Consider the following 22,119-nt stretch of genomic DNA (forward strand, 5'->3'; position numbering starts at 1 on the left):
ACCGAGGTGGCCCCGATGGCAGCAGCATCCGAAAAGGGTGGCGACAAGAACAACGACAAGAGCAAGGCCCTCGAACTCGCCATCGCGCAGATCGACAAGCAGTTCGGCAAGGGATCGGTCATGCGGCTGGGTGAGGACACCCGCCCGGCCGTCGAGGCGATCCCGACCGGATCGATCTCGCTGGACGTCGCGCTCGGTATCGGCGGACTGCCGAGAGGGCGCGTCGTCGAGGTTTACGGTCCGGAGAGCAGCGGCAAGACCTCGGTGGCCCTGCACGCGGTGGCCAACGCCCAGAAAGCGGGCGGCACGGCCGCGTTCATCGACGCGGAGCACGCGTTGGACCCGGATTACGCCAAGGCCATCGGGGTGGACACGGACGCGCTGCTCGTCTCCCAGCCCGACACCGGCGAGCAGGCGCTGGAGATCACCGACATGCTGATCCGCTCCGGCGCGCTGGACCTGATCGCCATCGACTCGGTGGCGGCCCTGGTGCCGAAGGCGGAGATCGAGGGCGAGATGGGCGACAGCCACGTCGGCCTGCAGGCACGGCTGATGAGCCAGGCGCTGCGCAAGCTGACCTCGGCGTTGTACACCTCGCAGACGACCGCGATGTTCATCAACCAGCTCCGCGAAAAAGTCGGGGTCATGTTCGGGTGTATGCACTATGACACGCGGGTGACTCTCGCCGACGGTTCGCAGGAGAAAATCGGGGAGATCGTCAACCAGAAGCAGGACGTCGAAGTGATGTCCTACGATCCCGAATCCGACGCGATAGTTCCCCGCAAAATCGTCAACTGGTTCGACAACGGCGTCGCCGACGAATTCTTGCAGTTCACGGTGGCCAGGTCCGGAAAGAACGGGCGGGCCCAGTTCGCCGCCACCCCCAACCACCTGGTCCGCACCCCGGGAGGTTGGAGGCAGGCAGGGGAGCTGGCCACCGGCGACCGCCTGTTGACGACGGAAAAGCACTACCTCAACGAGCAGCAGTGGAGCGTGGTGCTCGGTTCGTTGCTCGGGGACGGAAACCTGTCACCGAACCGCCGCGACAGGCAGGACGTGCGCTTCAGAATGGGACACGGTCAGCAGCAGGCCGCGTACCTGGAGTGGAAGACCGAATTGCTCGGCAACCTCTCGCACAGCCGTACGCGGAACGAGCACGGGGCGGAGTTCGCCGACTTCGCACCACTTCCGGAACTGCACGAGCTCTACGAATCCGTGTACTTCGGCGACGGCAAGAAGGTTGTTTCCTGGGACTACCTCAAGGCGCTGACCCCCTTGGCGCTCGCCGTCTGGTACATGGACGACGGTTGCTTCACCCTTCGTTCCAAGGGGGCGCAGGAACGGACCCGCAGTGGTAGCGGTCGGGTAGAGATCTGCGTCGAAGTCCTCAGCGAGGGCAGTCGTGAGCGGATGGCGCAGTACCTGCGCGATACGCACGGCTTGGACGTCACGCTCTGCTCCAAGGGTGAGCGCGAGGTGGCCACGCTGCGTTTCACGACCGCGGCCACCGCCAGGTTCCACGAGTTGATCGCTGCCTACGTGCCCTCGAGCATGGAGCACAAGTTGCTGCCGGACTACCGGGGACGGTGTGCTGTTGCTCCCGTCTTCGGCGAACCCGAGACGCGGCTCGTCCCGTCGCGAATCCTCGATATCCACGTGAAGCCGGAGACGCGGAGCATGCACCGGTTCGACATCGAGGTGGAGGGCAACCACAACTACTTCGTGGACGGCGTGATGGTGCACAACTCCCCCGAGACCACCACGGGCGGCAAGGCGCTGAAGTTCTACGCCTCGGTGCGGCTGGACGTGCGCAGGATCGAGACCCTCAAGGACGGTTCGGACGCGGTGGGCAACCGCACCAGGGTCAAGGTGGTCAAGAACAAGGTGAGCCCGCCGTTCAAGCAGGCGGAGTTCGACATCATCTACGGCCACGGGATCAGCCGCGAGGGATCGCTGATCGACATGGGGGTGGAGCACGGCTTCATCCGCAAGTCCGGGGCCTGGTACACCTACGAGGGCGACCAGCTCGGGCAGGGCAAGGAGAACGCGCGCAAGTTCCTGCGGGACAACCCGGACGTGGCCAACGAGGTCGAGAAGCGCATCAAGGAGAAGATGGGGATCGGTTCGACCTCCGGTTCCGACGAGTCGTCGGCCGAGCAGAGCGAACCGGCTTCCGTGGAGTTCTGATCGAGGTCATGGACACCACGAGCGGGGGCGGAGTCCCCGGTGCCGGTCGTGTCGCGGACGATCCGCACGCGGCGGAGGCGGACGGTTCGGAGGGGCCGGACTCCGCCGCAGAGGTCCCCGGGGCCGCCGATGCCGAGAAGACCGCGCGCGAGACGGTGTACCGCCTGCTGGCGGTCCGGGCACGCAGTCGTGTCGAGCTGCTGCGTGCCCTGAGCAGGGCCGGGGTGGACTCCGGCACGGCGCACTCGGTGCTCGGGAAGTTCGTGGACGCCGGTCTGGTCGACGACGCGGCTTTCGCCGCGGAGTGGGTGCGCAGCCGCCACCGGCAGCGCGGACTCGGCCGGAGGGCCCTGGAGGAGGAGTTGCGGGAGAAGGGTGTCGACGACGACGCCCTCTCCGCCGCTCTGGACACTCTGGACACCGATGACGAGGTGTCGCGCGCGCGTGCGCTGGTGCGGCGCAAACTCGCCGGTACGGCGGTGACCGATCCGAAGGTGCGGATGCGGCGCCTGATGGGCATGCTGGCCCGCAAGGGCTACGGCGAGGCGCTGGCCTTCCGGGTGGTCCGGGAGGAGCTGGAAGCCCTCGACGAGGAGGGGGCTCTCGAGGACGAGGGGTTCGTGGACCCGGATCCGTGAGCTCCGTACCACCGCGTGGGCGGCACTGGACGGCGGAACCGCCGCGAGAGGTTCCGCCGAGTGACCACCTGCGCGAACCGGAGGGGGAACTTCAATAGACTTCTGCGGTGACCGAATCGACCATCGTGCCCACCGGGCACCACATCGTCTGGGACTGGAACGGGACGCTGCTGGCCGACAACCACGCCGTTGTCGCAGCGGTGAACGCGGTGTGCACGGCTTTCGGTGCCGCGCACGTGGACCTCTCCCGCTGGCGCTCCGTCTTCGGCAGACCGTTGTGGCGCGCCTACGAGAAGGTGCTGGACCGCGAGATCGCGCAGCGGGACTGGGCGCGGATCGACCGGATATACCACGAGGCGTACCGGGAGCTGCTGCACACCTGTGAACTGGCCGCCGACGCGCCGGAGGTGCTGCGTGGCTGGTGGAGCGCGGGCCGGAGCCAGTCGCTGCTTTCCATGTTCTTCCACGAGGAGCTGGTCCCGCTGGTGGAGGACTTCGGGCTGAGCTCGGTGTTCAGCCGCATCGACGGTTTGCGTGATCCGGCGGTGGGCGGCTCCAAGGCGGGACATCTCGTCGCGCACCTGGACTCGCTCGGTGTGGCCCCCTCCGAGACGGTGGTGGTCGGGGACGTGGCCGACGACGCCTCCGCGGCGGAGTGGGCGGGCGCGGGCTGCGTCCTGGTCACCACCGGGGTGATGTCGCGGGAGGCGCTCGAGGCGACCGGTCATCCCGTGGTGGATTCACTGGGGGAGGTCGTGGAGCGGCTCGCGGGGGCCCGGGCAATGTGATTCGGGCCCTCGGAGCGCGGACTCGTATTGATCCCGGGCTTTGGTTTTGTTTAGCCTAACCTAAGGATCCCTTGCAGGGGGTCCGTGTGGCGGGGCGGCTCACACGGACGCGAAGTGGCTGCGGCCGCTTCCTGGAAGGAGTCCTGAACACAGCTCCCGGTATTGAAGGTGTCCAATGTCGCGCAACACGTCCGGTCCGTCGCGTTCGGAAATCAGTCGCAGAGGCCTGATCGGTGGAGCGGGAGCGCTGCTGCTCGCCGCCTGTGCTCCGGGCGGGGACGGTGGCTCCGGCGGTGGTTCGGCCGGGGACGGCTTTCCCGTGCGCATAGAGCACAAGCACGGCACCACCGAGATCCCCGCACGGCCGAAGCGTGTGGTCACGGTCGGACTCACCGACCAGGACACCGTTCTCGCACTCGGCACGGCTCCCGTGGGAACGCGGGAGTGGTTCGGCGGCAAGGACGGAGCATTGTGGCCGTGGGCGCGCGATGCTCTCGGCGATCGCGAACTCCCGACGGTGCTGGCGCGGGAGGAGCTCGAGTTCGAACGGATCGCCGCGCTGGAACCGGACCTGATCATCGGGGTGAACTCGGGGCTGAACGAGCAGGAGTACAAGAAGCTCTCGAGGATAGCCGCCACGGTCGCCCAGCCCGCCGAGTTCGCGAACTTCAGCGTCCCCTGGCAGGACATGACCCGGATCATCGGGCGTGCCCTGGGCAAGAAGGAGCAGGCGGAAGGGATGGTCACCGACATCGAGTCCCGCTTCGAGCGGGCCAAGTCGCAGCACCCCGGGTTCGCGGACTCCACCGGCCTGCTGGCGACCTCGATCAGCGGTCAGGTGTGGGTGTACGCGGAAGGTCCCGCCCCGCGGATGCTCCGCTCGCTCGGTTTCCGGATGCCCTCGGCCGCGGAGAACCTGTTCTCCGGGGACAACCGGGAGCCGGTTCAGCTCAGCAAGGAGCGGCTCGGGGTGCTCGAATCCGATGCGCTGCTGCTCGGTATCTACGGTTCCCCGGAGGAGAGCATCTCCCGCAAGGCGATCTACCAGCGGCTCGACACGGTCGAGCAGGGGCGGGACATCAAGATGCCGCGGGAGAGCGAGCTCAACGGCGCGGTCTCGTTCGCCAGCCCGCTGAGTCTGCCCATCGCCCTCGACGGGCTGGTTCCGCGACTGGCCAAGGCGGTCGACGGCGATCCGAGCACCGAGGTCGAACCGGTGCGGTGATCCGGGGCAGCCGTGGGAAGGTCCCACGTCCGTCCGGAGGCGGGGCTTCCGTTCGTCCGGACGGACCCGGGTTTTCCGGCGTTGCCGCGTCGCGGAGACCGAACTCGGGACTCCCGAACGAACCCCGTTGTCCGGACTCCGGTGATGTGGTGCGTTCGAGCGGCCGGAGCTTCCGTCCACGGCGGGGGCGTTCCCGGAGGGAGTCAGCCCAGTGAAACCGCCTGGCGGGCCAGCGCCTCGACGTGTCCCCAGTCGCCCTTGACCAGGGCGTCCCGCGGTGCGAGCCAGGTCCCTCCGACACAGCCCACGTTCGGCAGCGCGAGGTAGTTCCCCGCGTTGTCGGGGGTGATACCGCCGGTCGGGCAGAAGGACAGCTCCGGTAGCGGACTGGCCAGCGCCTTGAGGTAGGGGACTCCGCCCGAGGGTTCGGCCGGGAAGAACTTCAGGGCACGGTGCCCGCGTTCGGCGAGCCGCAGCGCCTCCGAGACCGTGCTGATCCCCGGCAGCGAGGGCAGCCCGGTGTCGGCTACCTCGTCCAGCAGACGATCGGTGCTTCCCGGGGTCACCAGGTAACTCGCCCCGGCCCGGGCCGCTTCCTTGGCCTGGCCCGGTCCGGTGATCGTTCCGGCTCCGACGGAGACGCCCTCCACCTCGCCGGTGATCCGTTCGATCGCTTCCAGCGCGACCGGGGTGCGCAGGGTGACTTCTATGGTGTGTATTCCGCCGCGTTGCAGCGCTTGCGCCAGGGGCACCGCGTGCGTCGTGTCGTCGAGCACGACCACCGGGACGACCGGGCTGATGTCGAGGATGTCGGTTGCGGCTGGCATCGGTGCTTTCCGTTCCGTTGCTGCTCGTGGGATCAGGCGGAGACTTCTTCGGAGGAGGCCTGCCGTTCGGGGGCCGGGAAGACGCTCGCTCCCCGATCCGCCCGTCCGACAGCTTGCCGGAAGCTGGCGAACAGTTCCCGGCCGGTGCCGAACTGCTGGGCCGCCGCGGGGGCGGCGGGGTCCCGGGAGCCCAGTTCGTCGTCCGGAACCAGCACCTCGAGGGTGCCCTGCTCACCGTCCACGCGAAGCACGTCCCCGTCGCGGACCTTGGCCAACGGGCCTCCCGCGCTGGCTTCCGGGGTCACCTGGATCGCGGAGGGGATCTTGCCCGAGGCGCCGGACATGCGCCCGTCGGTCACCAGGGCCACCTGGTGCCCCCGGTCCTGAAGCACTCCGAGGCTCGGGCTCAGGCCGTGCAGCTCGGGCATCCCGTTCGCCTGCGGTCCCTGGTTGCGCACCACCACGACCACGTCCTTGTTCAGTTCGTCGGCCTGGAAGGCGGCCTTGAACTCCTCCTGGGTGTCGAACACGCGGGCCTGCGCGGTCACGGAGCGGTGCTCCGGTTTGACCGCCGAGACCTTGAGCACCGAACGGCCGAGGTTGCCGTCCAGGACCCGGAGTCCCCCTTCCTTGTCGAAGGGGGCGGAGACGCTGCGCAACACGTCCGTGTCCAGGCTCTCCCGCGGGCCTTCCCTCCAGACCAGTTCGCCGTCCTCGAGGAAGGGCTGTTGCCGGTAGCGTTCCAGCCCCTCCCCGGCCACGGTCCGCACGTCGGGGTGGAGCAGTCCCGCGTCGAGCAGTTCGCTGATCAGGGTCTGCACACCGCCTGCCGCGGTGAAGTGGTTGATGTCGGCCGAGCCGTTCGGGTAGACGCTGCCGAGCAGCGGCACCACCGCGGAGAGCTCCGCGAAGTCGTCCCAGGTGAGTTCGATTCCCGCTGCCGCGGCCACGGCGGGCAGGTGCATGGTGTGGTTGGTGGAGCCCCCGGTGGCCAGCAGTGCCACCACCCCGTTGACGACGGCGCGTTCGTCGACGATCTCTCCGATGGAGGGTGCGTTCTCGTCCTTCGCGGCTCGCACCGCCTGCCGCGCCGCCTCCTCGGTCAGCGCCTTGCGCAGCGGTGTCCCGGGGTGGACGAAGGTGGCTCCCGGCAGGTGCAGTCCCATCGTCTCGACGACGAGCTGGTTGGAGTTGGCCGTTCCGTAGAAGGTGCAGGTCCCGGGGGAGTGGTAGGAGGCGGCCTCCGCCTCGAGGAGCTCCTCCCTGGTGGCCTTCCCCTCGGCGAACAACTGCCGGATCCTGCTCTTCTCACTGTTCGGGAGCCCGGAGGGCATCGGCCCGGCCGGCACCAGTGTGATCGGGAGGTGGCCGAAGGACAGCCCGCCCATCAGCAGTCCGGGGACGATCTTGTCGCAGATGCCGAGCAGCAGCGCCGAGTCGAACATCTCGTGGGACAGGGCCACGCCGGTGGCCATGGCGATGACCTCCCGGGAGAACATGGACAGCTCCATGCCCGTGCGTCCCTGGGTGATGCCGTCGCACATGGCGGGGACGCCGCCGGCGAACTGGGCGACCCCGCCCGCGCCGCGTGCGGCTTCCTTGATCCACTGGGGGAACTCCGCGTACGGCTTGTGCGCCGAGAGCATGTCGTTGTACGCGGAGACGATGGCCACGCCGGGGCGCACGAGCCCCTTGACTGACTCGCGGTCGGTGCCGTTGATCGCGGCGAAACCGTGTGCGAGGTTGCTGCAGGCCATGTCGGCTCTGGCTGGTTCGGTGCGTTTCGCGGCCCGGATCCGTTCGAGGTACTCGCGGCGCGAGTCGGCGCTGCGCTCGGCGATGCGTTCGGTGACACGTCGGATCACGGGGTGCAAGCTGACCTGGGACATTCATCGCCTCCCGATGCGTACGGGGATGTGTGCTGGAGGTCGTTCACGACTGGCCGGACGACCCTGGTGGTCGGCTCGATACCTTGCCGTGCCGGGAGAGCGCCTCGAGCGGCCGTGCCGCGTGCCCCGCTGCTTGGCAACGCATCGATCCGGTCTCGGAACGGGTCACCGTCTCCGATCCGGGCATTCGGGCCGAAAAGCCGGTTCCGTGGAGGAGCTCCTACGGGTGGGCGACGACGTTGGCGCCTCGACTGGTGCGGATCGGTGTGACCCTAACCCGTGTCGAACACGCATCACAACCGATCCAGATGGCACTCAGCCTACCTTAGCGCCCGCGCGGATCGGGCCGAGCGCTCGCTCGGTCGGGGTCGGTCGTCGGGCGAGCTTCGAGGCCGCTTTCCCCACCTGCGCGGTCGCCGCCGCCACGCAACCACCCACGCGAACCAATCCGCGCAAACCTCTTGACGTCACGTCAGGTAAGTGGACACGGGCCCCGAAGGCCACGAGGATCGCGGGTATGTGGGGTAGAGCGATCTCGGTGACGGTGGTGGGTGCGGTGCTCGTCTCGGTGCTGTCCGGATGTGGTGGGGCCGGGGGCGGCGGGGCGGCCGAGCTCGCGCCCCCGGGGCGCGGAGCGGGGGCGATTTCGTCCGCTGTGGAAAGCCCCGGGGCGGCGGCCGGTGACGAACTGCCAGAGTCGCCCGCGGTCGCCGAGATCCGGCGCCGTGGAACCCTGCTGGTCGGCGTCCCCACGGACGCCCCCGACTTCGTGCGCCGGTCCGAGGGGCAGTACCGCGGTTTCGACGTGCGGATCGCCCGGATCCTCGCCGAAGGACTGGGGATGGACCCACGCGAGCAGCTCGCTTTTCGACGTCTTCCGCCGGGCCTGCGCAGCGGGGCGGTTTCCCGCGGCAGCGTGGACGTGCAGCTCGGCGGCGTCGAACGCGGAGCGGACGGGGTGCGCGTGGTGGCTCCCTACGTGGTGACCACCGGCTCCGCCGGTGGGCGCGCCGAGCGTCTCGTCGGTGTCGAGCCGGGGGACGAGAAGTTCCGCGCGCGGCTGCGGAAGGTCCTGGGCGAGGCCGTGGCGGACGGAAGCTGGCAGCACGCCGCGGAGCGGACGTTGCTGGAACGACGGCCGAGCGCACGGCCCCCCGAACTGTCCGGGGAGTAGGGGCCCCGCTCGGTTCGCGCGGGTGGTCGCACCAGGTGGCCACCCGCGCGAACCGAGCGGGAAACACCGGTCAGTCTCCCGTGGCCGCGGCGCTCTCGGGCTCCCGTGCGGTGGCGGAGGACTTGCGGCCCCTGCTCAGCGCGCGCTCGGTGCGGACCGCGACCCTGCTCAACGTGTAATTGATCAGGATGAACACCACGGCCACCACCAGGTAGACCTGGATCTGGTTGCCGAGGTTCTCGATGGCGATCTCCCCGCGCTGCACGAACTCCGGGTAGCTGATGGTGAAGCCCAGCGAGGTGTCCTTGAGCACCACGACCAGCTGGCTTATCAGCGCGGGCAGCATCGCGCGGAAGGCCTGCGGCAGCAGCACGCTGAACATCACCTGGTGTCTGCGCATCCCCACCGCGTAGGCGGCCTCGCTCTGTCCACTGGGGAGCGCGGCGATGCCGGCGCGCACGATCTCGGCGATGATCACGCAGTTGTACGCGGTCAACCCGACGACGAGGGCCCACATCAGGGAGATGTCCAGCCCGAACGCGGGCAGCGCCTGGGCGGAGAAGAAGATCAGCACGACCACGGGCGTACCGCGCAGCAGTTCGATCACCCCGACGACCGCCCAGCGGTACCACGCGGCGGCCGTGATCCGGGTCAGCGCGAGCAGAGTGCCGATCACCAGTGAGAACAGGATGGACCAGCCCGCCGCCGTCAGCGTGTTGACGAGCCCTCCGCCCAGCAGCGTCCACAGCGCGCTGAAGTTCTCGTTCGTGGGGTCGACCAGCGCCCCCCACTTGTCGTAGGCGAACTCGCCTTCCGCGGCGAAACGGTACAGCGCCCAGGTCAGCCCCGCGAGCAGCACGAGCGCGGTCACGACGCTCGCGTAGCGCGCCCGGCGCCTGGCTCGTGGCCCGGGGGCCTCGTACAGCACCGAGTCGGTCATCGCGCGATCGCCACCTTCCGTTCCACGTACCCCAGCAGCAGCCCCGCCGGGATGGTGATGATCAGGTAACCGAGGGCCACGCCCAGCAGCACCGGCACGATCGCCTCACCCTGTGCGGAGGACAACCGGGTCCCGGTCTCGTACAGGTCCCCTCCGACTCCGAAGGCCCCCGCGATGGCGGAGTTCTTGATCATCGCGATCATCACGCTGCCCAGCGGGGGGACGATGCTGCGCACTGCCTGCGGCAGGATCACCAGACGCAGGGTCTGCGTGAAACCGAGCCCTATCGAGCGGGCGGCCTCGGCCTGTCCCGGTGAGACGGAGTTGATGCCGCTGCGGATCGCTTCGCAGACGAAAGCCGAGGTGTACAGCGCGAGGCCGATGGTTCCGAACACGAAGTAGGAGGCGTTGAGCCCGAGCGTGGGGATCGCGAACGCCATGAAGAACAGCACCACCACCAGCGGGCAGTTGCGGAACACCGTCACCCAGGCGGTGCCGAAGGCGCGCAGCGGAGCCAGCGGCGAGACGCGGCATCCCGCTACGGCCGTGCCCACGAGCAGGGTCAGCAGCCCCGCGTAGAAGCAGATCTGCAGCGTGGTCCAGATACCGTTCAGGTAGAGTTGGTAGTTCTCTGTGAGGACTTGCACGGTTCACTCCAGCCAACAGAAAGGGGCACCGGAGTCGCCGATGCCCCTCTGCGGAACCTGTTCCGCGGTCGGCTCGCCGGGCCGGGAGCGGGCCGGGCACCCGGCGAGTCCCGGAAGGCGTGGTGCGCGACTCGCACGCCCCGGACCGCCCCTCACCGGGCGCGAACCGGTGGCGTGAACAGGCTCCGTTCAGCGGAAAGACGGATCAGCTACAGGACCGGAGTTCGGGCAGTTCCGGGGTTCTCTCGGAGACCTGCCCCGCGGTGGTGTTCCACGCCTCCGCGTAGCTGCCGTTCTCCGCGGCGGTGCGCAGGCTCTCGTTGACGAACTCGCAGAAGTCCGCGTCGCCCTTGGGGATGCCCACGCCGTAGGGCTCCTCGCTGAAGGTGTTGCCGACCACCTTGAACTGGTCCTCCTCGCGTTCGCTGACCAGTCCCATCAGGATCGCGTCGTCGGTGGTGACGGCCTGGACCTGGCCGTTGCTCAGCGCGTCGGCGCACTTGGAGTAGGAGTCGAACAGCACCAGCCTGGACTCGTCGACGTACTCGCGGATCCGCTCGGAGGGGGTGGAACCGTGTGCCGAGCAGACCTTGGCGTCACTGTCCCGCAGCGACTCCGCGCCCGTGATCGAGTCGTTGTCCTGGCGCACCATCAGGTCCTGACCGGCCTCGTAGTACGGACCGGCGAAACTCACGCGCTCGGCGCGCTTGTCGTTGATCGTGTAGGTCGCCACGACCATGTCGACCGTGCCGTCCTGAATGTACTTCTCGCGGTTCTTGCTCGGGGTCTCCTGCCAGACGATCTTGTCCGCGGGTATGCCGAGCTGGCCCGCGATGATCTCGCCGATGGCGACGTCGAAGCCCTGCATCTCACCGTTCAGGCCCTGCAGGCCGAACAGCGGCTGGTCCTTCTTCGTCCCGATGGTGATCTCGCCTTGCTCGGCGTAGTGGGCCATGGTCGTGCCCTGCTCGAACGAGGGGTCCTCCGCGACGGGAGCCGAGAAACCCCCGGAACTCGATCCGCCTCCGCAGGCACCGAGCAGCAGGGTCGTCGAGGCCGCCACGGCGGCAGCGGTCAGCTTGCCTTTGCGCATGGGAGTCCCTTCCAGTGTTGGCCGCTGTGGCGGCCGGCGTCCGTGGGGTTTTCGGTGTCAGTGGGTGAGGATCTTGCCGAGGAAGTCCTTGGCGCGGTCCGATTCCGGTTCCTCGAAGAACCGCCGGGGAGTGGTGTCCTCGACGACCTCTCCGTCGGCCATGAACAGCACCCGGTGGGCAGCGCGCCGCGCGAAGCCCATCTCGTGGCTGACGACCAGCATGGTCATGCCCTCCTCGGCCAGGTCGGCCATGACCTCGAGGACCTCGCTGACCATCTCGGGGTCCAGTGCCGAGGTGGGTTCGTCGAAGAGCATCACCTTGGGGCGCATGGCCAGCGCTCGCGCGATCGCGGCGCGCTGCTGCTGACCACCGGACAGCTGTGCCGGGTACTTCTCGGCCTGGTCCGCTATTCCCACGCGACGCAGCAGGCGCATTCCCTCTTCGCGCGCCTCGTCCTTGCCCAGTTTGCGGACCTTGACGGGGCCGAGCGTGACGTTGTCGATGATGCTCTTGTGGGCGAACAGGTTGAACTGCTGGAACACCATTCCGACGTCGGCGCGCAGCTCGGCGAGCGCCCGGCCCTCCTCCGGGAGCGGGACACCGTCCACGAGGATCGATCCCGAGCTCACCACCTCGAGCCTGTTGAGCACGCGGCAGAGGGTGGACTTGCCCGATCCGGACGGGCCGAGAACCACCACGACCTGTCCACGCGGGATCTCCAGGTCGATGTCGGAGAGGACGTGCAGCGAGCCGAAGTACTTGTCGACCGCGGACACCCGGATCATCGGTGTATCCGTGGAAGCTTCGGTCATTCGATCTCCAGACCGGTCGGAAGCGGCGAACACGATGACGGCAACCTAAGCCGCGCACGGCGGTGAGTCCAGCACTGATCGGTCAACGGAGATTGCAACTCGATTACGTTCGCCCGCGGGGCTGCTCCGCGAACGCATGGGGGAATCGTCCGGTCACGCGCGGTGTGGAACGGTCCGTCCTCGACTCCCGGTGCGGAGGGTTTCCGCGTCGGTCGTCGTGGGGCGGCCGGGGCGGACCCCCGGCCGGATCGTGAGCGGAGCTCCCGCGCCGGGCCGCCGCCTCCGCGTGCGGGGCCGGGGCAGTGACCAGCGACGCTCTCCGGCGGAGCGGCGGCGGGAACCGGCTGCGCCCATACCACGAAAGAGCGCTTCCCACCAGGGGATATGGTGGGAGCGTGACGGACAACCGGGCGCCTCAGTCATTCGAAGTGCGCACGTATGGCTGCCAGATGAACGTGCACGACTCGGAGCGGATCTCCGGCGTGCTGGAGGAAGCGGGCTACGTGCGGTCCTCCGAGGAGGGCACCGCGGACTTGGTCGTGTTCAACACCTGCGCCGTGCGGGAGAACGCGGACAACCGCCTCTACGGCAATCTGGGCCGACTGCGCTCCGCAAAGCAGGAGAACCCCGGCATGCAGATAGCTGTCGGCGGTTGCCTCGCGCAGAAGGACCGCGGCGAGATCGTGCGGCGGGCGCCGTGGGTCGACGCGGTCTTCGGCACGCACAACCTCGGCTCGCTGCCGACGCTGCTCGAACGCGCCCGGCACAACGAGGAGGCCGAGGTCGAGATCCTCGAGTCGCTGGACAAGTTCCCCTCGACCCTCCCGGCGCGGCGCGAGTCCGCCTACTCCGGTTGGGTGTCGGTCTCGGTCGGCTGCAACAACACCTGCACCTTCTGCATCGTGCCCGCGCTGCGCGGCAAGGAGAAGGACCGGCGCCCGGGGGACGTGCTCGCCGAGGTCGGCGCGCTGGCCTCCGAGGGCGTGCTGGAAGTGACCCTGCTGGGGCAGAACGTCAACGCCTACGGGGTGGAGTTCGGCGACCGCTACGCGTTCGGCAAGCTGCTGCGCTCCTGCGGCGACATCGAGGGGTTGGAACGCGTGCGTTTCACCTCCCCGCACCCGAGGGACTTCACCGACGACGTCATCTCCGCCATGGCCGAGACGCCGAACGTGTGTCCGCAGCTGCACATGCCGTTGCAGTCGGGCTCCGATCGGATGCTCAAGGCGATGCGGCGTTCCTACCGCGCCGAGCGCTACCTCGGCATCGTGGACAAGGTGCGCGCGGCCATGCCGCACGCGGCGATCACCACCGACATCATCGTCGGTTTCCCCGGCGAGACCGAGGAGGACTTCGAGGCGACCCTCGACGTGGTCCGCAAGGCCCGGTTCGCCAGCGCCTTCACCTTCCAGTACTCCAAGCGTCCGGGCACCCCGGCCGCGGAGATGGAGGGACAGCTCCCCAAGGAAGTGGTGCAGCAGCGTTACGACCGGCTGATCGAGCTGCAGAACGAGATCTCGCTGGAGGCGAACTCCGAGCTGGTCGGAAGCGAGGTCGAACTGCTCGTCGCCGAGGGGGCCGGACGCAAGAACGCCCACACCGCCCGCTGGTCGGGACGTGCCAGGGACGGCCGTCTGGTGCACTTCACCCCGAGCGGGGAGGTCGAGGACCGGATCCGGCCCGGGGACGTGGTGCGCACCAGGGTCAGCCAGGCGGCTCCGCACCACCTGCTCGCCGACGACGGGGTGAGCGAACACCGCCGCACGAAGGCGGGGGACCACTGGGAGGTCGGGCAGCGCCCCAAGACTTCGGGGGTCGGTCTCGGGCTTCCCACTTTCGGGGCTCCGTCCGCCGGGCCCGCCGAGTCCGCGGAGCAGGGGTGCGGCTGTTGAGTGACAATGCGCGGGCCGGGAAGATCCCAGAGGAGGACGCCGTGGTGGACCAGTCCGGTGAACAGCAGCGGTTCCGTGCCGACCTGTCGCGTGCCGAGCGGGACATGAGTCGCAGGATCGACCCCGGCGGCCGTGCTCTGGTGATCACCGGAGTCATGCTGGTGCTGGTGCTCACCGCGGTCCTGCCGTGGGTCGGCGGTGCGAGCGGTTGGCAGGTGGTCTCGGGGCAGGCCGATCCGGCCCTGGAGATCAAGCTGCTGCCGCGGCTTTTCTCGATCAACGCCACCGTAGCCGGAGTGCTGCTCGGCGCGTTGACGCTGGCGACCAGGCGGTGGGCGCTCTCTTGGGTGACCGCCATGACGTGTTCGGTGGTGACCGTCGAGGGGGTCATCGCGATCTGGTCGCGGCAGACGGTCCCCCAGGACCAGGCCGGTCCCTCCATCGGGCTGGTGCTCGCCGTGATCTCGATGGCCGTCCTGGCCAGCCAGTGGTTGCGGATCGCCTGGTCCCGTCCGTGAACCGCCGGAAGGAAGCGGTCCGCGACGCGGCCGGGTGAAGGGCTTCCGTGGCTCGGCCCCCTCCCGGGAACCGAGCCACGGAGTCAGGCCCCGTTCACCTGTCGGCCAGCGCGTTCTCCGCGGCTGTCAGCCACTCCCGCCACTGCTGAGCCTGCCGGTCGGCTTCCTTGGCACGTTTCTCGTCGCCGGCCGAGCGCGCCTTCTGCGCCTGCTGCTCGTACTGCTCCACGCGTTCCCGGAACTGCTCGACCCGTGCCTGCGCCTCCGGGTCGGTCTGGCGCCACCTGGTCTGCTCGGTCGACCGGACCCGGTCGTTGACCGCGCGCAGCCGTCCTTCCAGCTCGCGCATCCGTTCCCGCGGAACCTTGCCTATCTCGTCCCAGCGCCGCTGGATGCGCTGCAACTGCGACTGGGCCGCGCTCAGGTCGGCGGCGGGATCGATCCGCTCGGCCTCGGCGAGCAGCTCCTCCTTCAACCTGGCGTTCTCGGCGAACTCCGCGTCGCGTTCGGCGAACGCCTCGGAGCGCCGGGAGAAGAACCGGTCCTGAGCGGCTCGGAACCGCTTCCAGAGCGCCTCGTCGCTGTCCCTGGGCGCTCGACCCACGGACTTCCACTCCGTCATGAGCTGTTTGTAGCGGTCCGCAGTCGGCCCCCAGTCCGTGGACTCGGTCAGCGACTCGGCCTCGTTCACCAGCTCCTGCTTGCTCTCCTTGGCGACGTTGCGCTGCCGGTCCAGCTCGGCGAAGTGCGATCCGCGGCGTCGGTTGAAGGCGTCCCTGGCCTTGGTGAACCGCTTCCAGAGCGCCTCGTCCGTCTTGCGGTCCACCCCCTTGACGGTTTTCCACTCGTCGAAGATTGCCTTGAGCCGATCTCCGGCGGCCTTCCAGTTGGTGGCCTCGGCGCCGATCTGTTCGGCTTCGGCGACCAGCGCTTCCTTGCGGGCCACCGCGTCTGCCCGGGCCTTCTCCCGCTCGGCCTTGGCGTGTTCCACCGCGTGCTCGGCCCGTTCGACGATGTGGTCGATGCGCGCGGCCAACGAGTCCACATCACCGACCACCGAGGCCTCGGGCAGTCCGTCGCGCAGGTGCTTGGCGTTGGACAGCGCCTGTTTGGGATCGCCCGAGCCCGTCGAGAGCCGTGTCTCGAGCAGCTCGGCCTCGGTGCGCAGATCGTCGAACCGCCGCGCGAAGTGGGCGAGCCCTTCGGTCGGCTCACCCGCCTGCCAGGATCCGACGAAACGTTCCCCGGTCGAGGTGTGCACGTAGACCTGGCCTTCGGAGTCGACCCGGCCCCAGTGCGCCGGATCGCTGGAGGCGATCGGTACCGCGGGCGCGGCGCCGCGTCCCGAACCGCTCGTTGTCGAGTCCGCGGCCGCCGAAGCGTCGGCGGTGTTCGGCGTCGTGTCCTGGTCTGTCATGGCCGGCTTCCTCCTTCTGCCCGCTCAGGTGCTCGTGCCGAGCACGAGCGCCCCGCCGTGGCGGGGCCCAGCACGCGGCGGCACGTGGTCGGATGTGCCGCCGTCGGCGCATTCAAACAGTCGGGTCGCACATCGACCAGTCCGCGGTGCCGGCATCGGCGGGGCGCGGTTCCGGTGCGGCCGATGACGCCCGGTGACAGCTCTCGCTACGAGTGTGCCCCACCACGATATTGGACGGCACCACAGCTGTGGAGCCAGGAATCCCTTTCCGCGCCGATCGATGCCTTCCCGCCGTGTCGCGGACCGGCGTGGTGCTCCGGCGCGGACGGCGCGGAAACTTCGGTCCGAGCCAACCGGGCCCGCCCGTCCCCTCGCGTTCCGGAGCGGGCCTCTACTGTTCGACGGTGTGATTAGCCGTGTCGCCGTGGTGCCCCAACCGCCCCTGCTGGTGCCGGAGCTGACCGTGCGCTCCAGGCCGGAGACCGAAGAGCTGCGCGCGGCCTGCCTCCGCGCAGTGTCCGCCCTCGCGGAGGTCTCCGGGGACTGGTTGGCGATCGGCACCGATCGACGGGTGAGCGGTGAGCTCTCTCCCGAGAGCACGGGAACCTTCGCCGGTTTCGGCGTCGACGTCGCGGTTTCTCTCCGGGCCGGGGCGAGTCGGGGCTGCGGGGACGACGAGCTTCCCCTGGCCGCGTTGGTCGCCGGATGGCTGCGGGGAGTGGCGGGAGCTGACAGCGTGCGGATGCGACTGCTGGACGAGGAGGCCTCCCCCGCGGTCGCCGGCCAGGTCGGTGCCGGGCTGTCGAACTCCGCCGGGGGTGAACCGGCGGGGCTGCTGGTCCTCGCCGACGGCCCGCGCCGCTTCGGCGACTACGAGCGGGAGGGAGATCCCGAGGGGGTGGCGGAGCTGATCCGTGACGGCCTGGCCGTGCCCGGCTCGGGGAAGCTGGATGCGCTGGACGCCGGTTCGGCGGAGCGTTCGGGAGTCGTGGGGAGGGCGGCCTTGTGGAGTCTCGCCGGGTTGGTCGAGTCCGACGACGCCGCTTGGAGCGGGGAACTGCTCCACTCCGCCACGCCGTTCGGTGTCGGGTACCACGTGGCGGTGTGGACACGCGCGGAGTAGCCGTGCCCGGTGGCGGGGGAGCGTCGCGGCGCTGGTGGCCGACCACCGCGCGGACGGTTCCCCGGGAACTTTCTAGGCTGGGAACGTGTCCGCGATGATGCAGCGCCCCGTAGCCGTTGTCGGCCCCACGGCAACCGGGAAGTCCGAGCTGGCCCTGTGGCTGGCCGAACGGCTCGGAGGTGAGATCGTCAACGCCGATGCCATGCAGCTCTACCGGGGCATGGACATCGGGACGGCCAAAACCCCTCCCGAGCTGCGCCGGGGGATTCCGCACCACCAGCTGGACGTGCTCGATGTGACCGAGAACGCCTCGGTGGCCGCGTACCAGCGGCAGGCCAGGGAGGTCGTCGAGCGACTGCTGGGAGCAGGGGTTCCGCCGATCGTCGTCGGCGGCTCCGGTCTCTACGTCCAGGCACTGCTGGACGAGTTGAACTTCCCGGGGACGGACCCGGAGGTGCGTGCTCGCTGGGAGGAGCACCTCCAGCTGGTCGGCACCGAACGGCTGCACCGGGAGCTCGCCGAGCTGGATCCCCCCGCGGCCGAGTCCATACCGTCCACCAACGGGCGCAGACTCGTCCGGGCGCTGGAGGTCATCGAGATCACCGGGAGGCGGTTCTCGGCCAACCTCCCCGAACCGGGACCCCCCAGGTACGGAACCCTGCTGGTCGGTCTGGACCGCCCGGTCGCCGAACTGGACGAGCGGATCAACGCACGGGTGGCCGAGATGTTCGACGAGGGGCTGGTGGAGGAGGTGCGCGAGCTCGAGCGCGTCGGGCTGCGCCACGGGCGCACCGCGTCGCGGGCGCTGGGTTATCAGCAGGTGCTGGCCGAACTGGACTCCTCCGGGGACATGAGCGAGGCCGCCGCGGAGACGGCCCGGCTCACCAGGAGGTTCGTGCGCAGGCAGCGGTCCTGGTTCCGCAGGGACGGGCGGATTCACTGGCTGGACGCGACCGCCGATGCTCCGGGTGAGGCGGTGCTGAGCCTGCTGGAGCGCGCGGACGCCGGGTGAGCCGGGCGGGCGGTCGGGTGGGTCACGTCCCGGTGGGCGACGGCTAGACTGGTCCGGTGCAGTCTTACGCGGGACCGGAATTTCTCAAGGGGCACGGCACCGAGAACGACTTCGTCGTGTTGCCCGATCCGCGCGGGGAACTGGAGCTGACGGCTCGGCGCGTGCGGGCACTGTGCGACCGGAGGCGCGGCCTGGGGGCCGACGGGGTGCTGCGCGTGGTGCCGAGCGGATTGCTGGAGGAGGAACCGCCTGCCGACGTTCCCGCCGACGCCTGGTTCATGGACTACCGCAACGCCGACGGCTCGGTGGCCGAGATGTGCGGAAACGGGGTCCGGGTGTTCGCGCGGTACCTGTTCGACGCGGGGCTGGTCTCCACCGGAAGTGTTCCCGTCGGTACCCGTGCGGGGGTGCGCACCGTGGTGGTGGAACCGGACGGGCGGGTGACGGTGGACATGGGCTCGGCCGCCGTGCACGGGCACTCCAGCGTCACCGTCGCCGGGTACGCCATGTCGGCGTTGTCCGTGGACCTGGGAAACCCCCATCTGGTTTGTCTGACCGGCGAGCTCGCCGAGCTCGACCTGTCGGTGCAGCCGGGGTACGACCCGGATCTGTTCCCGGACGGGGTGAACATCGAACTCGTGGAGCCGCTCGACGACGAGCGGATCCGCATGCGGGTCTACGAACGAGGGGTCGGCGAGACCCGTTCGTGCGGGACCGGGACGGTGGCGGCGACCGCGGCGGTGGTGCGCGCGGCGGGCGAGGAGAGCGGTTCCCGTTTCGTGCACGTCCAGGGGGGAATCGTCGAAGTCCGGGTCACACCGGTCACCAGTACCCTGACCGGCCCCGCCGAACTGGTGGCGCGGGGACGGCTGGATGCCGGGTGGTGGAGCTCGCTCGACGAGGAGCCACTGACCGCTTCGAGTGTTACTTCCTGAAAAGCGGTCGACGAACGTGCCATAATACATGGTGGTGAGGTTGTTCCCGTGGTCCCGCCCCCGGTGGTTCAGCTGGGGAGCCCGGCGGATGTCCGGTGGGGCTGTGGAACCCCGGGAGGGACGCGCCGAGTTCGAGAACGATCCACGAGCAGCTGAGTAAGGATCACTTGACCAACCGTTACTTCACCGACGAGCGCTTCGACACCGCGGAGCGCGTGGCCGATACCGACGGCTTCGACACGCAAGCGATCAACGAGGCCCCGAACGCGCCCGAGGACGAACCCTCCATCGGAGAGATGGAGCGGGAGGAACGCGCGTCCCTGCGGCGGGTCTCCGGTCTTTCCACCGAGCTCTCCGACGTCACCGAGGTCGAGTACCGGCGACTGCAGCTGGAGAAAGTCGTGCTCGTCGGGGTGTGGACCGAGGGGACCTCGGCGCAGGCCGAGGCGTCGTTGGCCGAACTGAGCCGGCTGGCCGAAACAGCGGGCTCGGAGGTGCTGGAAGGACTGGTCCAGCGCAAGGACCGCCCCGATCCCGCGACCTACGTGGGTGCGGGAAAGGTGCGTGAGCTTCGGGACATCGCCCTGGCTGCGGGCGCCGACACCGTGATCTGCGACGGTGAGCTGGCCCCCGGTCAGCTGAGGCAGTTGGAGGAGAAGCTCAAGCTCAAGGTCGTGGACCGCACCGCCCTGATCCTGGACATCTTCGCCCAGCACGCCAACTCCAAGGAGGGCAAGGCCCAGGTGGAGCTGGCGCAGCTGCAGTACTACCTGCCCAGGCTGCGTGGTTGGGGTGACAAGATGTCCCGGCAGGCCGGCGGTCGTGCCGGTGGCGGTAAGGGCGGTGTCGGTACCCGTGGTCCCGGTGAGACCAAGATGGAGACCGACCGCAGGCGTATCCACAAGCGGATCAGCAAGCTGCGCAAGGAGCTCGCGGCGATGAGCACGATCCGCGAGACCAAGCGTTCCCGGCGCGTGGCCAACGCCGTTCCCTCCGTGGCGATCGGTGGCTACACCAACGCGGGCAAGTCCAGCCTGCTCAACGCGTTGACGGGCAACGGTCTGCTGGTGGAGGACTCCCTGTTCGCCACGCTGGATCCGGCGACCCGCCGGGCCCGGACCGTGGACGGCAGGCCCTACACGCTCAGCGACACGGTCGGTTTCGTCCGGCATCTGCCGCACCAGTTGGTGGAGGCCTTCAGGTCCACCCTCGAGGAGGTGACCAGGGCCGATCTGCTGTTGCACGTGGTGGACGGTTCGGACCCCGCTCCGCAGGAGCAGGTCGGTGCCGTCAGGGACGTGGTCTCCGAGATCGGCTCCGAGCAGGGGGGCGCCGTTCCGCCGGAACTGGTGGTGGTGAACAAGGCCGACGCGCTGGACACGGCCAAGTTCGCCGAGCTGAAGCGGTTGTTGCCCGAGGCCGTCTTCGTCTCGGCCCGCTCCGGTGCGGGCATCGACGAGCTGCACCGGGCCATCGCCGAGTGGCTCCCCAAGCCCGATGTCTACGTGGACGCGCTCGTGCCCTACACCAGGGGTGAGCTCGTCTCGCGGGTGCACACCGAGGGCGAGCTCGTCGAGCGGGAGCACACCGCGGAGGGAACGCGGCTCCGTGCCAAGGTGCGCACCGACCTGGCGAACGCGCTCGAGCCGTTCGCCACGACGGGTTGAGGTCCGGGCTAGTGGTGTTTTGCTAGGTCTTGGTGTGGTCGTCGATGTGGTGCCCGGTTGGTGTCGTTCGGCGCGGCGAGCGCCGAAACCACCACCCCGCCCACCGGCGCCGCCGCGGGTTCTCCCGTGGTGCTCTCGCGAGGAAGGCCCCGACGTTGTGTAGGTGGCTCCCCGAGGTCGGGGCACCCGCGGCGAGAGCCCGCGAGAGGTTCCGCCACGGAACCACCCACGCGAACCGGGACAGCAAAGTCCTGCTCGGGCGTGTGACCGCCGTGCTTCTCCTGGCAGCGGCCCCCGTCTGCACGGGGGCCGGGCAGGCTACTGCCCGGCCGGGCGCTTCGGCGGCCGAGGTTCCCGCCCCGCGAACCGGTTGTACTCCACGGGACGAGCGACTGGCCGAGCTGTCCGGGCTGTCCGCGGGGCCACGCGGTTGGTACGCCGTGGGCGACGGCGGCACCGCCCTGCGGGTTTTCGAGGTGGACCCGCGGAACTGCTCGATCGTCGACGCGCACAGCTGGGACGTGGACCCGTACGACGTCGAGGATCTCGCGCGTGCGGAGGACGGAAGGCTGTGGCTGGCGGACACGGGTGACAACAGCCGGAAGCGGGAAACGGTCGCCGCCCACGTGCTGTCCCCGGAGGAGGGGACCGCGAAGCTCTACCGGTTCCGGTACCCGGACGGCCCGCACGATGCGGAGGCGCTGTTGCTCGGCCGGGACTCCGTGCCCCACGTCGTCACCAAGAACCCCTTCGGGGAGGCCGGGATCTACCGGCCGGTTTCGGAACCGAGCGAGGGGACACCGGTGGAGCTGGAGCGGGTGGGCACGTTGAGTCTGGAGTCGACCGGCACTCCCGGTGGCCCGCTGCCCGGTTCGTTCGGTTCGGTGGCCGTGACGGGGGCCGCGGTCAGTTCCGGGCGCGAGGTGGTGGCCGTCCGGACCTACACCGAGGTCTATCTGTATCCGGCTCCGGACGGCAAGGTGCTCGAAGCCCTGGACGGTGATCCGCTGCGGGTGCCGCTGGCCGACGAACCGCAGGGTGAGGCGGTCGCCTTCGAACCGAACGGTGACCTGCTCTCCGCTTCCGAGCAGCTGGCCCCGGTGCGTGTGGTGCCGAACGCGGTGGGGCTCGCGGCCGACCACGGGCGCGGCACCGGAAACGGCTCCACCGGGGGAGGGGCCGACTCGGACGGATCCGTCTCCGCGGGGTGGTCCCCCTCGACACGGGAGGTCGCGCTGACGGCGGGTGGGCTGTTCGCGCTGCTGGCCGTGCTGTCCGTGGTGTCGCGCCTGCGCAGACGGCGCGGCGGCTGAGCGGTGTTCTCCGTTCGCCCC

Annotated in this window: 19 protein-coding genes; 12 read left to right on the forward strand and 7 right to left on the reverse strand. The window is 69.3% G+C overall.

All coding sequences use genetic code 11. From position 1 onward, the window contains the following. The first annotated feature begins 15 nt into the window (after positions 1 to 15). From recA to FHR84_RS00325, 4 genes are all read left to right on the forward strand, one after another. Positions 16 to 2,187 (forward strand): intein-containing recombinase RecA, encoded by a 2,172-nt coding sequence (recA, locus tag FHR84_RS00310; RefSeq protein WP_179533408.1) that lies wholly within the window; start codon positions 16 to 18, stop codon positions 2,185 to 2,187. Positions 2,188 to 2,195: 8 nt separating this feature from the next. Then, entirely contained in the window at positions 2,196 to 2,825 is a 630-nt protein-coding gene (locus FHR84_RS00315) for a regulatory protein RecX (RefSeq protein ID WP_179533409.1), read from the forward strand. 107 nt (positions 2,826 to 2,932) lie between these two features. Next, entirely contained in the window at positions 2,933 to 3,613 is a 681-nt protein-coding gene (locus FHR84_RS00320; protein WP_179533410.1) for an HAD family hydrolase, read from the forward strand. 175 nt (positions 3,614 to 3,788) lie between these two features. Continuing rightward, entirely contained in the window at positions 3,789 to 4,838 is a 1,050-nt protein-coding gene (locus FHR84_RS00325) for an iron-siderophore ABC transporter substrate-binding protein (RefSeq protein WP_179533411.1), read from the forward strand. A gap of 203 nt (positions 4,839 to 5,041) precedes the next feature. Here FHR84_RS00325 and eda read toward each other — a convergent pair whose 3' ends face one another. After that, on the reverse strand, positions 5,042 to 5,665 hold the full coding sequence (gene eda / locus FHR84_RS00330) for a bifunctional 4-hydroxy-2-oxoglutarate aldolase/2-dehydro-3-deoxy-phosphogluconate aldolase (protein ID WP_179533412.1): 624 nt from the start codon (positions 5,663 to 5,665) through the stop codon (positions 5,042 to 5,044). Between the two features lie 32 nt (positions 5,666 to 5,697). Next, on the reverse strand, positions 5,698 to 7,554 hold the full coding sequence (edd, locus tag FHR84_RS00335) for a phosphogluconate dehydratase (protein WP_179533413.1): 1,857 nt from the start codon (positions 7,552 to 7,554) through the stop codon (positions 5,698 to 5,700). A 517-nt stretch (positions 7,555 to 8,071) separates the two neighbouring features. Between edd and FHR84_RS00340 the strand changes: the two genes are divergently transcribed. After that, positions 8,072 to 8,728, forward strand: a complete 657-nt coding sequence (locus tag FHR84_RS00340; protein ID WP_179533414.1) for a transporter substrate-binding domain-containing protein — start codon at positions 8,072 to 8,074, stop codon at positions 8,726 to 8,728. A gap of 70 nt (positions 8,729 to 8,798) precedes the next feature. Here the strand turns inward: FHR84_RS00340 and FHR84_RS00345 are convergent, their stop codons facing one another. The 4 genes from FHR84_RS00345 to FHR84_RS00360 all read right to left on the reverse strand — a co-directional run bounded on the left by FHR84_RS00345 (position 8,799) and on the right by FHR84_RS00360 (position 12,194). After that, the gene (locus tag FHR84_RS00345) at positions 8,799 to 9,668 is read right to left on the reverse strand and encodes an amino acid ABC transporter permease (protein ID WP_179533415.1); all 870 of its coding nucleotides are present in this window, start codon (positions 9,666 to 9,668) and stop codon (positions 8,799 to 8,801) included. Next, entirely contained in the window at positions 9,665 to 10,315 is a 651-nt protein-coding gene (locus tag FHR84_RS00350) for an ABC transporter permease subunit (RefSeq protein WP_179533416.1), read from the reverse strand. The genes FHR84_RS00345 and FHR84_RS00350 overlap by 4 nt, the downstream gene beginning before the upstream one ends. A gap of 205 nt (positions 10,316 to 10,520) precedes the next feature. Continuing rightward, positions 10,521 to 11,408: a glutamate ABC transporter substrate-binding protein gene (locus tag FHR84_RS00355; protein ID WP_179533417.1), complete on the reverse strand. Its 888-nt coding sequence runs from the start codon at positions 11,406 to 11,408 to the stop codon at positions 10,521 to 10,523. Positions 11,409 to 11,465: 57 nt separating this feature from the next. After that, complete coding sequence (locus tag FHR84_RS00360; RefSeq protein ID WP_179534340.1) at positions 11,466 to 12,194, reverse strand: amino acid ABC transporter ATP-binding protein; 729 nt, start codon at positions 12,192 to 12,194, stop codon at positions 11,466 to 11,468. A 422-nt stretch (positions 12,195 to 12,616) separates the two neighbouring features. Between FHR84_RS00360 and miaB the strand changes: the two genes are divergently transcribed. Both miaB and FHR84_RS00370 read left to right on the forward strand, forming a co-directional pair. Next, complete coding sequence (miaB, locus tag FHR84_RS00365; RefSeq protein ID WP_179533418.1) at positions 12,617 to 14,113, forward strand: tRNA (N6-isopentenyl adenosine(37)-C2)-methylthiotransferase MiaB; 1,497 nt, start codon at positions 12,617 to 12,619, stop codon at positions 14,111 to 14,113. Next, positions 14,101 to 14,631, forward strand: a complete 531-nt coding sequence (locus tag FHR84_RS00370; protein ID WP_179533419.1) for an Rv2732c family membrane protein — start codon at positions 14,101 to 14,103, stop codon at positions 14,629 to 14,631. Before miaB ends, FHR84_RS00370 begins: the two co-directional genes overlap by 13 nt. 94 nt (positions 14,632 to 14,725) lie before the next feature. On the opposite strand, the gene FHR84_RS00375 is transcribed toward FHR84_RS00370, so the two are convergent. Then, complete coding sequence (locus FHR84_RS00375) at positions 14,726 to 16,048, reverse strand: DUF349 domain-containing protein (protein ID WP_179533420.1); 1,323 nt, start codon at positions 16,046 to 16,048, stop codon at positions 14,726 to 14,728. Positions 16,049 to 16,454: 406 nt separating this feature from the next. On the opposite strand from FHR84_RS00375, the gene FHR84_RS00380 reads away from it, so the two are divergent. The 5 genes from FHR84_RS00380 (at position 16,455) to FHR84_RS00400 (ending at position 22,098) form a co-directional block, all read left to right on the forward strand. Next, the gene (locus FHR84_RS00380; RefSeq protein ID WP_343075114.1) at positions 16,455 to 17,171 is read left to right on the forward strand and encodes a class III extradiol ring-cleavage dioxygenase family protein; all 717 of its coding nucleotides are present in this window, start codon (positions 16,455 to 16,457) and stop codon (positions 17,169 to 17,171) included. A 94-nt stretch (positions 17,172 to 17,265) separates the two neighbouring features. Beyond that, entirely contained in the window at positions 17,266 to 18,183 is a 918-nt protein-coding gene (miaA, locus tag FHR84_RS00385) for a tRNA (adenosine(37)-N6)-dimethylallyltransferase MiaA (protein ID WP_179534342.1), read from the forward strand. Positions 18,184 to 18,239: 56 nt separating this feature from the next. Next, positions 18,240 to 19,118, forward strand: coding sequence for a diaminopimelate epimerase (gene dapF, locus FHR84_RS00390; protein ID WP_179533421.1), 879 nt, complete (start codon positions 18,240 to 18,242; stop codon positions 19,116 to 19,118). 296 nt (positions 19,119 to 19,414) lie between these two features. Continuing rightward, entirely contained in the window at positions 19,415 to 20,785 is a 1,371-nt protein-coding gene (hflX, locus tag FHR84_RS00395; RefSeq protein ID WP_343075156.1) for a GTPase HflX, read from the forward strand. A 263-nt stretch (positions 20,786 to 21,048) separates the two neighbouring features. After that, complete coding sequence (locus tag FHR84_RS00400) at positions 21,049 to 22,098, forward strand: hypothetical protein (protein ID WP_343075115.1); 1,050 nt, start codon at positions 21,049 to 21,051, stop codon at positions 22,096 to 22,098. Positions 22,099 to 22,119 lie beyond the last annotated feature (21 nt).

Origin of the sequence: Actinopolyspora biskrensis (assembly GCF_013408175.1) — a bacterium.
GTDB lineage: Bacteria > Actinomycetota > Actinomycetes > Mycobacteriales > Pseudonocardiaceae > Actinopolyspora > Actinopolyspora biskrensis.

What these genes read in the sequence shown, in the direction of transcription:
- edd (WP_179533413.1), bottom strand. Translation starts at nt 7,554, where the DNA reads ATGTCCCAGGTCAGCTTGCACCCCGTGATCCGACGTGTCACCGAACGC.
- FHR84_RS00355 (WP_179533417.1), bottom strand. Translation starts at nt 11,408, where the DNA reads ATGCGCAAAGGCAAGCTGACCGCTGCCGCCGTGGCGGCCTCGACGACC.
- FHR84_RS00325 (WP_179533411.1), top strand. Translation starts at nt 3,789, where the DNA reads ATGTCGCGCAACACGTCCGGTCCGTCGCGTTCGGAAATCAGTCGCAGA.
- FHR84_RS00345 (WP_179533415.1), bottom strand. Translation starts at nt 9,668, where the DNA reads ATGACCGACTCGGTGCTGTACGAGGCCCCCGGGCCACGAGCCAGGCGC.
- FHR84_RS00375 (WP_179533420.1), bottom strand. Translation starts at nt 16,048, where the DNA reads ATGACAGACCAGGACACGACGCCGAACACCGCCGACGCTTCGGCGGCC.
- FHR84_RS00315 (WP_179533409.1), top strand. Translation starts at nt 2,196, where the DNA reads ATGGACACCACGAGCGGGGGCGGAGTCCCCGGTGCCGGTCGTGTCGCG.
- FHR84_RS00340 (WP_179533414.1), top strand. Translation starts at nt 8,072, where the DNA reads ATGTGGGGTAGAGCGATCTCGGTGACGGTGGTGGGTGCGGTGCTCGTC.
- FHR84_RS00360 (WP_179534340.1), bottom strand. Translation starts at nt 12,194, where the DNA reads ATGATCCGGGTGTCCGCGGTCGACAAGTACTTCGGCTCGCTGCACGTC.
- miaA (WP_179534342.1), top strand. Translation starts at nt 17,266, where the DNA reads ATGATGCAGCGCCCCGTAGCCGTTGTCGGCCCCACGGCAACCGGGAAG.
- hflX (WP_343075156.1), top strand. Translation starts at nt 19,415, where the DNA reads ATGGAGCGGGAGGAACGCGCGTCCCTGCGGCGGGTCTCCGGTCTTTCC.
- recA (WP_179533408.1), top strand. Translation starts at nt 16, where the DNA reads ATGGCAGCAGCATCCGAAAAGGGTGGCGACAAGAACAACGACAAGAGC.
- eda (WP_179533412.1), bottom strand. Translation starts at nt 5,665, where the DNA reads ATGCCAGCCGCAACCGACATCCTCGACATCAGCCCGGTCGTCCCGGTG.